This window comes from Streptomyces sp. NPDC029151, assembly GCF_055564315.1.
The window spans coordinates 104,598-119,436 of sequence record NZ_JBVHWQ010000013.1; the positions used below are offsets into that span (position 1 = coordinate 104,598).

Genomic DNA, 14,839 nt, shown 5'->3' on the forward strand with positions numbered 1-14,839 from the left:
CGTAGCACTCAGGCCGTCCCGGCCCTGCTCGCCCTCGTCCGGTCTGCGCGGCTGCGGGCGGTCTGCGGGTTCCGGAAGGGGGAGACGGGTCCGGGGGCGACAGGGCAGGGTCGCCAGCGCGACGCGAAGATGTCGAGAGCGCCCGTCGACGCCGACGTCACCCGCGACGCCTCCGCCGCCGGCGGCACGCCGCACGTCGGCACCGCGCCCACCCCGGCCTCTCCCCCGCCGCTGCCGCCCGCCGGCTGCCGGCGAACCGACCGCGCGGCACGGGCGCTGGACTCCGGCCTTCGAAGGACCGGCCGGCACCACCTGGGGCCCCGGTCGGCGGCTCATGCCCGAACCCTCTCCTGCACAAGCGGTCCAGGCGCCCGGACGGCAGATGCCACGATGCGGACGCGCCCACCGGACCCGTCGTCGTCGAACCGGCCGCGGGGCGATGTCACCGCGGCCGCGTCACCCGTTCCCGTCGGGCCACCGCGCGTCTTTCGCGTGCTTGAGCGCACGTCGGCCGGCGGGCGCTTCCTGCCGAATCCGGGGTCCGAGCCGGACGGAAGACCGGATGGGACCGGATGCCGGGACGGGTGTCCTCAGAGCCATCCCCGTCGGGCCGCTTGGACCCCGGCCTGGAAACGGGTCGTTGCGCCCAGCCCGGTCAGCAGGGCGGAGACGCGGCGGACGACGGTGCGGCGCCCCACCCCCAGGTGCCTGGCGATCGCGTCGTCGGTGGCGCCGCTGGCCATGAGGGAAAGGATCTGGCGGTCCCGGGCGTCGATCTGCGTACCGGTGCCCGCTGCCGACACGGGGACGGCCAGTCGCCAGAGCGACTCGAAGACGTTGGACAGCGCCTGGAGCAGACTCGACGGGCGGATCACGAGGGATACGACGCCGGGGCGCTCGTCGGCGGCGAGGGTGACCACCGCCAGGTCGTCGTCGCGCAGGCTCAGCTTCAGGGGTGGATCGTCCAGCGTCCGGGCCTGTTCCCCGGCCTCGATCATGCGGGCCATGTTGGGCCACGCGATGGGATCGTCGAACGCGGAGCCCGGGTAGATGGCGCGGTAGGTGATACCGGCGGCCATGCGCTCGCGCTGCAAGGCCTCCTGCGCGAGATAGAAGTCGGGCGTGCCGGAGTACGGTGGCACGTCGATGCTCCGCAGCTGGTGGCGCGCCGTGTGCTGGAGTTGCCGGCTGAGCGCGAGGACACGCGCGAGGTCTTCCACGACCTCCAGCGCGTCGTAGTGGAGGCTGTCCCGCCTGGCGGAACGGTAGAGCCGCTCCAGCTCCGCACCGGTTCGGCGCAGCACCGTCCGTAACGCGTCATCGCGCCGCAACAGCGCCTCGACGAGCTGCGTGGGCGGCACCGCTTCCCAGACGGCTGCCGCACTGCCGGGGTCCGTCGTCACGACGCCGTCCTCGGCGGCGAGTTCGTCCAGCACCGCCCGGACGGAGGCTTCGGCCAGTCCGGTGCGAGCCGCCAACTCCCCGGCGGACTGCCGCGGATGACGGACCAGGGACTGATAGACCCGGCCCCGGTCGGAATCCGGGTCCAGCACGTCGTGCACGACCATTCCCTCCCCTCACGGAGCGACGGACCGGGTCCGCGCAGCCGTCCGGCATCCAGTTGCCGGAGCCTATTCGATGCCCGGCGCACTGGCGCCAGTGGCGCAACTGCGCCAGACCGTTCCTATGGCGTCACGCACGGGTGGTGCGATGTGATTCCCCGTGACCGGCCGACCGGCCGTCCCATGGCGATCATGGCGACCAGTCCCCTAGGACACATGATGAGACCAGCTGTGCCCGCTCGGCTGAGACGGCTCGCGGCGGCAGGCGTCGCCGCGGTGGTGGCCGTCCTCCTCATGGGCGCGTCGTTCGCCCCCGCCGAGGCCTCGGCTCCGCGCCCGCCGGAGATGACCGACGGCTTCGGCCTCACGCAGACCGGTGACGCCGTCGGCACCGCCACCAACTTCGTCATCACGGTGACCACGCCCGAGGTCGAGGGCGAGCACCACATCCGCATCCTGCTGCCCACCGACTACGCCCGGCGTCCCGACAAGCGCTACCCGGTGCTGTACTTCCTGCACGGCGCGTCCGACGACCCCGGCAACCCGAACGTGGCGTACCCGGCGCTCACCGCGGCCCAGTCCATGATCACGGTCATACCGGACGGGGGCCGCAGGGGTTGGTACACCGACTGGCTCGACCAGAGCACCGCCGCCGGCGCGCAGAACTGGGAGCACTTCCACATCAACCAGGTGATCCCGTTCGTGGACGCCAATCTCCGCACCGTCGCCACCAGGAAGGCGCGGGCCGTCGCCGGCCTCTCGATGGGTGGTTTCGGCTCCCTGCACTACGCCCAGCGGCATCCCGACCTGTTCGGTCAGGTCGCCACGCTGTCCGGTGCCAACGAACTCTCGGTCCGCCACGCCGTCATGCGCGCGGCCGTGGTCGCCACGCTGACGAACGTAGGCGCCCCGCTGTGCGGGAGTTCGAACCCCACGTGCAGTCTCGACTTCGGTCCCACGGTGTCCAGCGACGCGATCTTCGGCACGCCCTACCCGGTCTTCGGGGCGGACTGGCGCTGGGACGAAGCAGACCCGGTCGCGCACATGGACGTCCTGGCCCGGGCCGGTATAGGCGTCACGATCTACACCGGGAACGGTGACGGCGACCCGGCCGAACCGGAGTTCTGCACGATCGGCGCGGTGGGCACCGACAAGTACGGGCACCGGATCGCCATTTCGGCCGGCCACTGCCTCAGGGACCCCGCCTACGCGGACCGCGAGATCCACGACGACGTGGCCCCCGTCTACGACCGCGCGGACACCGGCTTCGGTCCGATCGGGTACGTGCGCTACTTCAAGGATCCGGAGGGCTCGCAGACGGGTCACATGACCAAGGACTACATGATCATCGAACTGGTCCCGCAGGTGACGCTCTCCTCGCAGGGCCCCTACCTCAAGCAGACCGGAGTCCTGAAGGTCCCCGGCGGAACCGTCAGTCCGAACGCCAAGGGACCCGCGCTCGACACCGAGCGGCTGCTCGCCGCCGGTGACAACGAACTCGTCGTGTCGGGTCAGACGGGCGTCTGGTTCGGCACCGTCATGGACAACACCGGCGGCATCTACCGCTCGGCGGCCGCGAACCTGACGGGCGACTCGGGCGGACCGGCAGTCTGGCACGTGCCGGGAAGCGAGCTGCCGTCCCAGGACAACGGTTTCCAGGCATCGGGCCCCTGGGCCGGGATCACCAAGGCGATCGCCCTGTCCTTCCCACCGTTCGAGTACACCAGCTCGGCCAACATCCTCGCCGACCTGCGCGCCCGGGACGCCGCCACCCCCAACGGCGTCTACGGCGCGGGATTCGAGGTGACCACCGACCCGTGAGTCCAGCCGTCGCCCCCCGCATCATTCCGTCCGTTCGAACGCCCCGTCCCGGCGAAGGGAAGACAGTGCTCATCGGCATGCCCTCACGACGCACGCTCACCACGGTCGTCGGCCTGCTCGCGCTCGTGGCCGCGCTGCTCGCGACGGCGACCCCGGCACGCGCCGACATCGCCCCGTTCGAGCTCCGCCCGCTGGTACCGGCCGGTCCCGGTTATCAGGAAAGGCTCAGGGCGGAGGTGGACTACTGGACCCTCGGGAAGATGGCCGACGCCGGCCTCGACAACGAGGACGCGGACGCGACCCCGCCTCCCGGTGGCTGGGACGATCTCAGCAGGCCGTGGCCGCGGGGACAAGGGCTGGTCTCGCGCACCGCCGGCAAGCTGTTCATGGAATACACGGACGTGGACACCGGTGCCGTCTCGACGTCCTCGTGTTCCGGCAACGTGGTCACCAGCGCCAACCGCAGCGTCGTGCTGACCGCCGCCCACTGCCTCCGCGTCCACACCCCGCTCGACATAGGCTTCGGGAACGTCGTCGCCACCAACATCGTCTTCGTACCGGCCTTCGACGGGACGAACCTCCCGCGCGACCCCTCGGGCACAGGTCTTCCCGGCAGGGACATCGCCCCGTACGGGGTCTGGGGAGTGACCCGTCAGTGGATCACCCACACCTGGAGCCAGAGCGCCGACTGGCTGCTGGGCCGGGACATGGCCGCCGTCCTGGTGGACAACCCCGATGATCCGCGCCCCGTCGGTGAGATCACCGGAGGCCAGGAGGTCGCCTTCAACCAGCCGCAGAACCGGACCGGCCACATCTTCGGCTACCCGACCATCAACGAGCGCAACTACTACCGTCCCGGCAACGTGCCCGCCTCCCTCCAGCGGACCTTCGACGGCCGGAGGCTGATGGTCACCCAGGGAACGGCCCGGAACGATCCGGTCTACTACAACGACGTGATGGCCGGCGCGCAGTCACCCGGTTGCAGCGGCGGCGCCCTGCTGCAGAACTTCGACCCCGCCACCGGCGCGGGCGTCCAGGTCGGTGTCTTCTCCCGCTACGACGACCCTGCCCAGATCATCGGTCTGCTCGGCTGGGTTCAGGGTCCCCGCATGAGTGCCACCCACTTGGGTGCCGAGGAGCAGGCGGTCTACGAGGCCGCCCAGGCCGCGGGCGTGGCCTAGCTGTACGGCCCCGGCCGGACCGGACCGGCCAGGCCGGACCGGGCCAGGCGTCCGGCCGGTGGCTGACACACCTACCGTCACCACCGCGAACTCACCGCACCACGAGGCCGTCACCCGTCGGCCCCGGAGCCGTCGTCCGCGGGCAGGCGCACGCTTCCACGCGCGTCACGGGCTCTGAGGGGCAGGGTCTTCGGATTCGCCGCCCTCTTCCGGTTCTTCGGACTGGTCGGGCGCGGTCACCGAGAGGGCAGGTTCCCCGCCCTTCCTCCAGGTCGCCGAAATCTTGAGGGTGGCCTTCCCGCCCGCGCTCGTCACCGCACTCACCAGAAGTCCGGATTTGAAGGCGAGTTCGATTCCGAATTCCAGCGTGACCTCGTCCGGGGCAGCCTTCCGCAGCCCGGAACGCACGTTGCCGACGACGGTCTCCAGTGTTCTGGGGAGGTCGTCCAACGAGTAACTTCCTCGCAACGCCGTATCCCTGGGCCCACCGTGCTCCTCGATGCGCACCCAGAGACTGCCCTCGGGTGTTTCAACCTGAACGATCTCTGACATTTCTCCCCCTTGAATGATGTAATGCCCGCAAAACTGCATCGTGTCTGGGAGGGTGACGGCCGGTGAGCAACGACTCTCTGGGGACGGGCGCGGAAAGGATCTATCTTTCCGACGTCGAGCCCCATGCTTCGGCACCGATTGACAGGGCCTCGGATCTGAGGTCGCGTGTACTCCTCCACGTGCTCTTCGCGGACACTCTACTGATCGGGGACTCCCAGAGCCTGAACAACAGGTACTTCCGTGCGCTCGTCTCGCCTCAGGAAGCAGAGGAGGTCGAGGGCGCCGCACCGGGCGCCGTACTCCCCGACCTCGCCCCCCTGTTGGAGGAGGGCCGGATCCGCGTGGCTCGCCGGGCGGGCTACACGCTCCGCAGGATCAGGGACGAGCACGAGACGAAGAACGTAGACCACGTCCCCAGTCGCGACTATGCCGACCTACTGGACGCGATGACGGCCGCGCACGTCGTGCCTTACGAGGGGCACGTCGTGGCGGCTGCCTTCAAATCCGGTGTCCTGCGTCGATTGGAGGTGGCGCTCCAGCAGGCTCGAGGTGATACCCGGGCCGTGCTGGACGAGGCCTTGCTGTGGGCCGGCGATCAGGAGGTGCTGTACTACAAGTCGCTCCGTGACTGGCTGGACCGCTTCCGGAAGACGTCCCTGAAGACGAGTGCGGAGGTGGTACTGACGCTGCAGTCGGTGGACGATTGGGCTGGTGAGTCCTACCGGCAGGCTCTTCCCAGTGCGTTGGACGTCGGTATGGCGAGTCCGCGCGACGTACCGGATACGATCCCGGCTGCACAGAGCCGCCGGATCCTGCAGCAGGCCGAGCTGCCCGCAGCGGTGCTCGACAACTTCCTGCTGTCGCAGCTCCCTGTGGAGGTGCTGTTAGAGGTGACGGCGCTGCCCTCACGCAACGCCCTCGTCCGGGAGTTGGCACGGATCCGGCGTGGTCTGCAGCCTGACGTCCCGGTCCTGCGGGCCGCCGTCAGCGAGTTCAGTTCGTGCATGCTGGAGGCGTTCGACCGCACGTTCCGTGCCTCCGGCGGCCGGGCGTGGGACCACCTGCGGGGTGAGGCCCGTCTGATGCGCTTCGCCTTGGACGAGGACCCGGCGACCGGACGGCTGGGGGCGGGACTCGAGATCCCCACAGCCGCCCTCGGCACTGCCCGGCACTTGTCGTTCCATGTGGTGAACCCGCCGACCGAGGCCGCGGAGGCCGACTGGATCCAGGCTGCCCGGCGACCGCTGAAGGATCTCGATCAGTTCGAGCGGGTGGTCACCCTCTAGCCGCCGGCGGCACCGCCTCGCGCTCGGACATCAGCAGCGCATAGGCAGCGATCGTGACACCGCACGTGATACGCCCTCGCCGCAGCCATTCCGGCATCTCACCGTGCGGGACCCACACCGGTTCGGCCACCGACTCCATCGATTCGGGCCGAGCGGCCTTGCGTTCCGCGGGGTACACGGTGGCGCGGCAGACGTGGATGCCGGTCTCGATCAGGCCGGTGTCCGCGTGGAGTACTCCGATGTCCCGCACGGAGGAGGCCTCGAGTCCGGCTTCCTCCCACAGTTCGCGCGCGGCCGCCTTCTCCGGGAGTTCACCGGGTTCGCAACCGCCGCGCGGGAACTCCAGGGAGGCCGCGCCCACGGGATAGCGGTAGGTGGGCACCAAGGCCACGCCGTCCGGTCCCACCGGCACCACCACCACGCCCGTCTGCGCCCACTGCCAGCGCAGGTAGTTGCCCGGCATCCCGCCCGGCGAGACGACGTCGTCGTTGTACAGCCGCCCGTAGCGGTTACCGAAGACCTCAACGGCCTGCCGACGCAGGATCGGTGCGGGGGAACCGGAACTCTCTTGGTCGGCCGGCATATCGCTCCTGTCTGGAAGGTCATGGACTGCGCGTGCGACGGTTGTCCTCTCCATGATCGTCCAAGAGATCCAGTTCCTCCAGCCAGGAGGCGCGCTCGTGCGAGAACTCATCGAGGTCGCGGCACAGTTCTGCCAGCGTCCGCAATGACTGCCGCTGGGCCGGGAGCCGGGCCGGGTCCCGGCGCAGAAGCCCCCTGCGCAGGTTCGCGGCCTCCCTCATCGCGATATAGGCCTCCCGGTACCGTCCTGCTCTGATCAGGCCTCTCGCGTGGTGGTGCAGCCTCTCCGGGAGCCTCGCGTGGTACCGCCCCGGCTGCCGTTCAGCCAGTTCGCGGAGCAGCGCCACGGCCTCCTCTCCGGAGACGACGGCAGCGTCGACCAGTCCGGTCCGCTGCCTGCATTCGGCGAGTACTTCGAGGCAGGCGAGCAACGTGTCGTCCTGCCGGGCACCCGGGATCGCTTGTTCGCACAGCAGCACCCCCCGAGCGGCCTCGCGGACAGCCGCGTGCACCTGTCCGTCCTCGAGCCGCAGCAGTGCGAGAGTCGTCAGGGCCGCCGCGGTGTCCAGGAGGTACCTCTGCCGCTCCGCGTTTCCCTCCTCGCTCGCCGACAACTGCTCATAGAGGTCGACCGCCAGTCTGCTCTGTTCCAGCGCGCCCGCCGTCTCACCCGCGCGGAGCAGCAGCAGGCTCAGGTTGCTCAGAGCCGCCGCGTACTCGGCCACGTGCCGTCCGTACTGGCGAACCAGGTCACGGCTGAGTGTGACGGCCTGGCGGGCCGCCTTCAGCGCCGTGTCGGTGCGCCCGATGTCGTCGAGTCGGAGGCTGTACCGGGAGAGGCGGCGCAACTTGAGGAGCTGGTCCTCCTCCGTGAATCGGGCACTCGGCAGATCCAGCAGCCGGCCGAGGACCAGCACCGCGACCGGGGAAAGGCTCGACGGGTAGTCGGGCAGCCTGTTCTCCACCGAGGTGAGCAGTGCGGGCTCGCACACCTCGAGAACCGGCAGCATGAGCTCGGCGAGCGGCTCCGCGTGGGGCAGCACGCCGCCGGTGATCACCAGTGCGGGCAGCAGTACGTCCGGGTCCTCGGCGACGGCCTGGCCGAGGGCCGCGTCCAGCGCCTGGTGCGCGGGATGGGCGTCGACGCGGCCCACGGCAGTGCAGCCGCGGGCGCGGGCGAGCACGTCGAGGGTCTCGGCGGCCGCCTCGATCCCGGCCGTCCGGGAGGTGGGATGACGCGCCCGCAGCAGCGCGGCGAGATAGGCGGTGGTGAGCCCTGAACTCTCTGGCGTGCTGAGAACCCGGCGCACCAGGATCTCGCCGATCCGGTCGGGCTCCAGAGGGGCCACTCGATCGCCTCCGGCCGGGTAGAGCATCCGCAGAGACGTGTGGACGCCGACCATGTTGATCGCCTGTCGCCCGGGAAAGGCCGCCGCATAGACGCGGCTCAACAACTCGGTGAGCTCGGTACCGGACGCCCCGGGCGCCAGGGTCGGAACGAGCAGCAGTCCATCCGACAAGCGCTCACCGACCTCGCCGGCCAGCGCCGGCTCCTGGGGCATGCGTGCCGCGAGCAATCCGTACCAGCCCCGGACCTCGTGGTCGCAGATCCGCTCCAGCGGATCGCCGGCTCCGGCCCAGGTATCGCCCTGCTGCAAGGCGAGGACGGCATCCAGGGCGAGCGCGAGTACGCCCAGCAGCGAGTCCTGCTTCTCAGCCCGTGCGTCCAGTGATTCCGGCGCGGTCAGCCAGCCGCAGCCGAGGTGGTCGGCGAACACCGTGAAAGCCCTGGAGGCCAAGGAGGTGTTCCCCGCGGCCCTGATGGTCCGGGGCAGCGGAACGACGCTCGCATCGGCCAGTGCCCAGTCGTCGACACGGCGCTGCAGCGCCTGCCACAGCGGTTCGTCCGAGCGCGCTAGCAGAAGCAACCGCAGCCGCATACGCTCGGGTCCGTGCTGGTACACGTGCTCGAGCAGCGCACAGATGTCGTCCAGCCGGGCTTGGGCGTAGTCGAAGACGACGAGTACCGGGATCCCGGCCGAGAGGGCATCGGTGAGTGCGGCCAGCCATCCCGGCCGGCCCGGCGCGCCCTTGTCCGCGAACCCGGCGATCCAGCCGCGGCCACGCATCTCGCGGCAGAGCTCGGCGGCGAGCCTGGTCTTGCCGGAGCCGCCTGGCGCATGGAGCAACCGCAGCAGGTGGTCCGGGGCGTCGTCGCACCACGCCCGCAGATCCGCGAGCTCCGGGCGCTCCTCGAAGGGCATCGTGCCCTGGGCGAGCATCTGCGCCGGGGTCACACGGGACGCGGCGCGCCGGTGGGCGCGTCCGAAGAGGCCGAAGAGACTCGTCTGCCGTCGGTCGCGCTCGAGAACCACGTCGCACCACGGCGTACCAGGCCGGTGGGCGCGGTCATTGCGGTCCACCAGCTCGGGGAAATGGCGTCGTACGGCCTCGACCGGGATCAGCCAGCCGCCACGGTCGCCCTGCTCGTCCCGTGACGCCTTGAGTACGCCGCACACCCGCCCGGTACGGAGGTCCAGCACCGGCCCCCCGCTGAAGCCCGGCACGACCTGGTCCCACTGGAGCCGGACGAACTGCCCACTCCGCCCGGCCACGACGAGGTGCAAGGTGTCCCGCTGCACACCACTTTCCAGGGTGTGCTCGCTGAATCCGTGGACAGCCACCTCCCCGCCCGGCGGCGGCCCCTTCTCCCCGAGCCACACGCCGATGCCGGCCAGGGGCCGGCGAAGGCGGAGCTCCGCGAGGTCCGGGAACTCGTAGATGCGGCCCTCTCCGCCGTCCTCCGGAACCCTGCGGACCACGTCGGCCTCGATCGTGCGCCCCTGCACGAACACCGAGACCACATCGCTGTTCTGTACGACGTGCGCACACGTCATGACGGTGTCTTCGGAGACCAGGAACCCGGAGCCGTCGGGGTGGTCCGCTGCGCCCACGCCGACCACTTGCCCCGCGGCCAGCCGATCCAGTTCGTCCAGTCTCCGCCATGCCTCGTCGTCAACGGCCATGCCCTACTCCCCCGGGGTCGGGCGACCAGCCTTCCGTACCCTGCCACCGGAATCCAGTGGCTTCGGCCCATGTCCGCCTTCGAACACCGGCGAGCCGGCACCGGGGCCGCGGCCGTCCGCCACCGGCCCCACGACGACCGGCGCGGGCCGTGCCTCAGGCCGCCGCACCCGGCCAAGGGCGCCGCCGTCGAGCGCCGCCGTCTTCGCGCGACGCCTCAGGTTGCACACGCGTGTGGGGAACGAGCCCGTGATCACCCCGTTTCAGCGTCCGCCGCGTGCGCACGCGTCTCCGAGACAGGTGGAGGACGGTGACAGGTACGGCGCGCACAGCTCAGCGGATCCATGCCCGTTGCTCACAGGACGCGATAGCGGCAGCCATCGAGGCGGAGGCGGTCGGGGCTCATCTCCGTGATCTTCCTCTGGCTCCGTCAGGACTGGTGGGCCGCCGCGGCTCGGGCCGCGTGCCTGTGGCAGCCTGCCGTCATGCCGGCCGAGTTGCGAGAACATGCAGGACGTCGCTACGCCGTCCAGTTCCACTACGCCTTGCCCGACGACGCCTGGGCTGTGGAACTGAGCGAGGCCGTACCTGCGCCGGCCGCGTGGGCCGAGAACCCCGACGCCGGGCAGCACCTGCCCGGAGCCGCCTTCCTGGTGGCGTTCGTTCCCGACGAGGACCCGGGTCTGGAACCGACCGTCCACATCCACGGCCACGATGAACGCATCATCCCCTACGAGATCATGCGCTGGTTCATGGACCAGGTGGCCGACCAGGTCGAACGCTGCCGCGCCGCATTCGCGCGAGACGGGCGGGGAGCACCCGAATGATCTTGCTCTGACCGTACGTCCAGGTTCTTCGCGGCGCGGGCGGGGGGGGGCGGGCACGGCTGACGCGGGCCGGTCCGGTCCGGTCAGGTCCGGTTACGAGGGTCTGGGAGCCGGGGCAGGCCTGGTGACGGTCTGGTCACCAGGCCTGCCCTTCGTGGTCAGCGTCTGCGGGCCCAGCCGGAGCCGATCCCTGCCAGGTGGAGCGCCAGAGCGGTCAGCCCCAGCAGCATCACGTTCGTCGAGGAGAACGCATCGTTGGTGCTGATGTCCGCTGCGTTGATCAAGAAAGACACGAAGAACAGTACCGCCGCGACTATGCCGAGCATGAAGCGAGCTCCTTTCAAAGGGGGTGAACCCCGTATGCCCGGCCGCCGCCCCCGTAGACGTGGGAACGCCTCGGAGCCCGTCCCGCTCAGCGCGAGCTGGTCGGCTCGCCCGGGGGAGCCTCAGGCGTGTGCGTGACGAGGAGGCCGGTGAAGAAGGCCATTCGGAGGACGGACACCCACGTCTGCCGACTCCCCGGTACCTGCCGGCCAGCCCAGGTGGCGTACGCCGCTCACAGCAGGCCGCCCCGGCCTAGCAAGAGCGGATCCGGTGCAGCTGTCGCACGGCCGCAGGAACGTGACGTGTTCGGTCTCCGATGCCACGCGGAGCCGTATCCCCAGGGCGTGTCGTTCGGCGGCGCTGAAGGAAGCCGAGGCGTTCGCATCCGGCCTCGCAGGCATCGACCGGCAGCTCTGGCCACTCCACCGGTGCGCAGAGGTCGCCGCTGACGGTGCGGTCGTGGAGAAGATGCCCGGCTGAGCAGCGGCGAGAGGTGGTGAACGCCTCGGCCATGCCGGTCAGTTCGTCGGCGTCCAGCAGCGGCTCGGGGAAGTCGGCCTTCGGCGGTGTGCCCTTGGCCTCCGGCTGCCGGGACGGCGGCACGCCACTCCTCGCAGTCGGTGCCCGGCAGCCTCACCAGGCGGCTCGCCCCGAGCGTAGCCCCCGTACCCGCCCGCCGGACCGTACCCGCGGGCCCTCCCGACGCAGCACGCTAAGGGATCATCCGACCTCGTCCCGCTCCGGTTCCGCAGCTGCGCGGCGCCCCTCCATCACAGCCCGCGGTCCCTTGACACCGTGTCGTCGCGCTGCCGCCGGCATCTGATCGCCGACTTCGCCGTTCCGGCCGACGGGCGTGCGCGCGCCGCCTGATCGCGCGACGGACGCCCGGTGTCCCCTCCGCCGGCATCCGGCGCCCGCCTGCACGACGACGGCCTGCTGGGGTACGACGCCCGCGTGCCCTGAGCCGGCCGAGGACCCGCGCCGCGGCTCGGCGCTGGACTCTCCCACGGGGGGAGGGTCCACCATGACGGCATGCAGGACGGACTTCTCACCATCGGGCGCTTCGCCCGGCTGTGCCGCCTCAGCGTGAAGCAGCTGCGGCACTACGACGACCTGGGGCTGCTGGCTCCCCGCCGCGTGGACGCCGGCTCGGGCTACCGCTACTACGCCCCCGAGCAGGCGCGCGACGCCCTGACCATCGCCCTGCTGCGGGACATGGACCTCCCGCTGGCCGTCATCGCCCGGGCACTGGCTGCCGGGCCCGAGGGCAGGGCGGGGATCCTGGGCGCCGAGCGGGACCGGCTGGCCGAGCGGATCCGCGCGGACAGGGCCCGGCTCGGGGTGCTGGAGCGGCTGGCGCGGGACGGTTGGCCCCGCTACGAAGTGACGTTGGGCAGCGAGCCGGAGCGACGCCTGGCGGTGGTGCGTGCCGTGTGCACCCCCGCGCAGATCGGCACCGCGGTGCAGGAGAGCATGGGCCGGCTGCTGACCGGGCTCGGCGAGAGGGGAATCGCGGCGCGGTCACCGCTGTGGGGGCTGTACCCGCTCGACCTCGAGGAGCGGATGGAGATCGGCGTCGGAGCACAGATCCCGCAGGAGGCCGGCGTGCCCGGCCCGGGATGCGAGGTGCTGCCCGGCGGGCCCGTCGCCGAGACCCTGCACGTCGGGCCCTACGCCCAACTGCCCCTCGCCTACCACGCTCTCTTCGCCGCCGTCCACGAGCGCGGCCTGCGCCCGCTGGCACCCGTACGCGAGGAGTACCTCGTCGGACCGGCGCAGGCGCCGCCAGGAGAGCTGACGACCCGGCTGATCGTCCCTGTCGAGGCGAGTGCGGCATGACCATGGTGACGGGCATCGACGCGCGCGGCATGCGGCACTGCGAGACGACGGCCCTGGGGGTACTGCTCAGGCACCAGGGACTCGACCTGTCGGAACCCATGCTGTTCGGACTGGGCTCCGGCCTGTCCTTCCTCTACTGGGACGGCAGGACCATGGGCTTCCCCTTCCTTGGGGGGCGGGTCAAACCCTTCGACCTCACCAGGAACCTCGCCGGCAGGCTCGGGCTGGAACTGCTGGTCCAGGAGACCACCTCCCCGCGCAAGGCGTGGGAGCACGTGACGGCCGCCCTCGACGCCGGCCGCCCGGTGGGACTCCAGCTGGACAGCTACCACTTGGACTACTTCGGCTCGAAGGTCCACTTCGGCGGCCATGTCGTCGCCATGTACGGCTACGACGACGACAGGGCCTACCTGGTGGACACCGACCAGCAGGGCGGGGCGGTCTCGGTCAGCCGGGCCGGCCTCGCCCGGGCCAGGGCGGCTCGGGGCCCGATGACCGCCAGGCACCGCTCCTTCACCCTGACCGTGCCGGGGGACCTGCGCTCCCCGCACGTACAGATCGTCCCGGCCATCACCGCCTGCGCCGACGCGTTCCTGAATCCGCCCATCGCCAACCTCGGCCACCGCGGCATCGAGAAGGCCGGCCGGCGGGTGCGCACCTGGCTCCAGCGCACCGACCACCCGCAGCGGGACCTGCCCCAGGCCGCCCTGCTGATGGAGAAGGCCGGCACCGGAGGCGCCTTGTTCCGCAACCTCTACCGCGACTTCCTCGCCGAGTGCACCGAGGTGGTGGACAGTCGCCATCTGCGTACCGGCCACAGCCTGTACACCGAGGCGGCCGCCCTGTGGACGCACACGGCGGCACTGATCTCGAAGGCCGGTGAGACGGGCGATGCGCGGTGCCTCGACCAGGCCGGCTCGGTCCTCGGCGATCTCTCCCGGATCGAACGCGACGCCATGCGTGCGCTGAGCCGCCTGGAGGGTGAGTTCTCCGCGTGAGCCGGCCCTGACGCACCGGCCCGCTCGCCGCCGCGGGGCTGGAGCAGGCGCCGAGGCAGACCAGGGGACGTCCGGACGGGCGGCGGTCTGCTCCGGCCCGCCCCCGGCAGAGGGCTTGGAGGCGGTCCGCTGCGGCCCTCTCCCGGGCAGGGCGCCAGCCGGGTCACGGGGGCCTACCGGGAGACGATCTCCATGGCTGTCCGGTGACGGACGGTGTCCGGTTCCGACGCCGGTGCGGCCACGGCGGCGTCCGAGACGACGGCCGGCGAGGTGGCGTTGGCCAGGTGGCGCTGGGTGGTCGGGACGTCGTCCTTCGGCGCCGGCCGCTCGGCCGGTAACAGGAGGACTCGATCGGATCGCGCGGGCCGATCGGGTCTCACGGAGGTCAGTCCTTCGTCAGTCCTTCACCGGCCACTGCAGCGGCTCGCTCATGAAACCCTGGCTCAGTTCCACGGCGGCGGCCTTCTGCCCCTCCGGGATGAGGAAGACCTGACAGGTCTTCTCCGACTGCCCCGCCTTCAGCGGCTTGTCCCGGTCGAAGGCCGGACAGTCGGGCCACTTGGCCTGACCCATCAGCACGATGAGCGCCCTGGTCCGCTGGCCCTTGTCCGTGCGGACGATCAGGTCGTCGTCCATGTCGCCGACGGCCATCGGCTTGCCGCTCTTGTGCGCGAGGGTGGCCCACACGTACACCGGGATCTTGGGCTCGTCGTTCTTGTCCCGCTGCAGGCCGGATTTTTCCATGTCGGCCTTGGTTCCGGTCGTCACCTTCGTGGGAGTGACCGTGAACGAGGCCCCCTTGGAGTTCTGCATGGTGCTTTCCTGCGGCGGGCTTGCCTCACC

The 14,839-nt window shown here is 70.8% G+C and carries 13 protein-coding genes; 6 read left to right on the forward strand and 7 right to left on the reverse strand.

Annotation, left to right across the window (positions count from 1 at the left end):
• Positions 1–590: 590 nt before the first annotated feature.
• Complete coding sequence (locus ACZ4VF_RS34685) at positions 591–1,562, reverse strand: hypothetical protein (RefSeq protein ID WP_467931004.1); 972 nt, start codon at positions 1,560–1,562, stop codon at positions 591–593.
• A gap of 216 nt (positions 1,563–1,778) precedes the next feature.
• Here ACZ4VF_RS34685 and ACZ4VF_RS34690 point away from each other — a divergent pair, with 216 nt between their 5' ends.
• Together ACZ4VF_RS34690 and ACZ4VF_RS34695 are read left to right on the forward strand one after the other, a co-directional pair.
• Positions 1,779–3,383 (forward strand): alpha/beta hydrolase-fold protein, encoded by a 1,605-nt coding sequence (locus ACZ4VF_RS34690; RefSeq protein WP_467931005.1) that lies wholly within the window; start codon positions 1,779–1,781, stop codon positions 3,381–3,383.
• A gap of 77 nt (positions 3,384–3,460) precedes the next feature.
• On the forward strand, positions 3,461–4,564 hold the full coding sequence (locus ACZ4VF_RS34695) for a trypsin-like serine peptidase (RefSeq protein WP_467931006.1): 1,104 nt from the start codon (positions 3,461–3,463) through the stop codon (positions 4,562–4,564).
• A gap of 165 nt (positions 4,565–4,729) precedes the next feature.
• Here ACZ4VF_RS34695 and ACZ4VF_RS34700 read toward each other — a convergent pair whose 3' ends face one another.
• Positions 4,730–5,116 (reverse strand): CU044_2847 family protein, encoded by a 387-nt coding sequence (locus tag ACZ4VF_RS34700; protein ID WP_467931008.1) that lies wholly within the window; start codon positions 5,114–5,116, stop codon positions 4,730–4,732.
• 62 nt (positions 5,117–5,178) lie between these two features.
• Between ACZ4VF_RS34700 and ACZ4VF_RS34705 the strand changes: the two genes are divergently transcribed.
• On the forward strand, positions 5,179–6,402 hold the full coding sequence (locus tag ACZ4VF_RS34705; protein WP_467931009.1) for a hypothetical protein: 1,224 nt from the start codon (positions 5,179–5,181) through the stop codon (positions 6,400–6,402).
• On the opposite strand, the gene ACZ4VF_RS34710 is transcribed toward ACZ4VF_RS34705, so the two are convergent.
• A complete protein-coding gene (locus ACZ4VF_RS34710; RefSeq protein ID WP_467931010.1) occupies positions 6,392–6,985 on the reverse strand; it encodes an NUDIX hydrolase in 594 nt (197 codons plus the stop codon). The two genes, ACZ4VF_RS34705 and ACZ4VF_RS34710, sit on opposite strands and share 11 nt — an antisense overlap.
• A 19-nt stretch (positions 6,986–7,004) precedes the next feature.
• Entirely contained in the window at positions 7,005–10,010 is a 3,006-nt protein-coding gene (locus ACZ4VF_RS34715) for a trypsin-like peptidase domain-containing protein (RefSeq protein WP_467931011.1), read from the reverse strand.
• 408 nt (positions 10,011–10,418) lie between these two features.
• On the opposite strand from ACZ4VF_RS34715, the gene ACZ4VF_RS34720 reads away from it, so the two are divergent.
• Positions 10,419–10,835, forward strand: a complete 417-nt coding sequence (locus ACZ4VF_RS34720) for a hypothetical protein (RefSeq protein WP_467931013.1) — start codon at positions 10,419–10,421, stop codon at positions 10,833–10,835.
• A 158-nt stretch (positions 10,836–10,993) separates the two neighbouring features.
• Here the strand turns inward: ACZ4VF_RS34720 and ACZ4VF_RS34725 are convergent, their stop codons facing one another.
• Entirely contained in the window at positions 10,994–11,161 is a 168-nt protein-coding gene (locus ACZ4VF_RS34725) for a hypothetical protein (RefSeq protein WP_467931014.1), read from the reverse strand.
• Between the two features lie 1,030 nt (positions 11,162–12,191).
• Between ACZ4VF_RS34725 and ACZ4VF_RS34730 the strand changes: the two genes are divergently transcribed.
• Positions 12,192–12,998 (forward strand): MerR family transcriptional regulator, encoded by an 807-nt coding sequence (locus ACZ4VF_RS34730; RefSeq protein ID WP_467931015.1) that lies wholly within the window; start codon positions 12,192–12,194, stop codon positions 12,996–12,998.
• On the forward strand, positions 12,995–13,996 hold the full coding sequence (locus ACZ4VF_RS34735) for a BtrH N-terminal domain-containing protein (RefSeq protein WP_467931017.1): 1,002 nt from the start codon (positions 12,995–12,997) through the stop codon (positions 13,994–13,996). The genes ACZ4VF_RS34730 and ACZ4VF_RS34735 overlap by 4 nt, the downstream gene beginning before the upstream one ends.
• A gap of 173 nt (positions 13,997–14,169) precedes the next feature.
• On the opposite strand, the gene ACZ4VF_RS34740 is transcribed toward ACZ4VF_RS34735, so the two are convergent.
• Both ACZ4VF_RS34740 and ACZ4VF_RS34745 read right to left on the reverse strand, forming a co-directional pair.
• Entirely contained in the window at positions 14,170–14,376 is a 207-nt protein-coding gene (locus tag ACZ4VF_RS34740; protein ID WP_467931018.1) for a hypothetical protein, read from the reverse strand.
• A gap of 16 nt (positions 14,377–14,392) precedes the next feature.
• Positions 14,393–14,809, reverse strand: a complete 417-nt coding sequence (locus ACZ4VF_RS34745; RefSeq protein WP_467931020.1) for a hypothetical protein — start codon at positions 14,807–14,809, stop codon at positions 14,393–14,395.
• Positions 14,810–14,839 lie beyond the last annotated feature (30 nt).

Coding starts and splice junctions, on each gene's coding strand:
- ACZ4VF_RS34690 (WP_467931005.1), top strand. CDS start 1,779: ATGATGAGACCAGCTGTGCCCGCTCGGCTGAGACGGCTCGCGGCGGCA.
- ACZ4VF_RS34695 (WP_467931006.1), top strand. CDS start 3,461: ATGCCCTCACGACGCACGCTCACCACGGTCGTCGGCCTGCTCGCGCTC.
- ACZ4VF_RS34700 (WP_467931008.1), bottom strand. CDS start 5,116: ATGTCAGAGATCGTTCAGGTTGAAACACCCGAGGGCAGTCTCTGGGTG.
- ACZ4VF_RS34710 (WP_467931010.1), bottom strand. CDS start 6,985: ATGCCGGCCGACCAAGAGAGTTCCGGTTCCCCCGCACCGATCCTGCGT.
- ACZ4VF_RS34715 (WP_467931011.1), bottom strand. CDS start 10,010: ATGGCCGTTGACGACGAGGCATGGCGGAGACTGGACGAACTGGATCGG.
- ACZ4VF_RS34725 (WP_467931014.1), bottom strand. CDS start 11,161: ATGCTCGGCATAGTCGCGGCGGTACTGTTCTTCGTGTCTTTCTTGATC.
- ACZ4VF_RS34730 (WP_467931015.1), top strand. CDS start 12,192: ATGCAGGACGGACTTCTCACCATCGGGCGCTTCGCCCGGCTGTGCCGC.
- ACZ4VF_RS34735 (WP_467931017.1), top strand. CDS start 12,995: ATGACCATGGTGACGGGCATCGACGCGCGCGGCATGCGGCACTGCGAG.
- ACZ4VF_RS34745 (WP_467931020.1), bottom strand. CDS start 14,809: ATGCAGAACTCCAAGGGGGCCTCGTTCACGGTCACTCCCACGAAGGTG.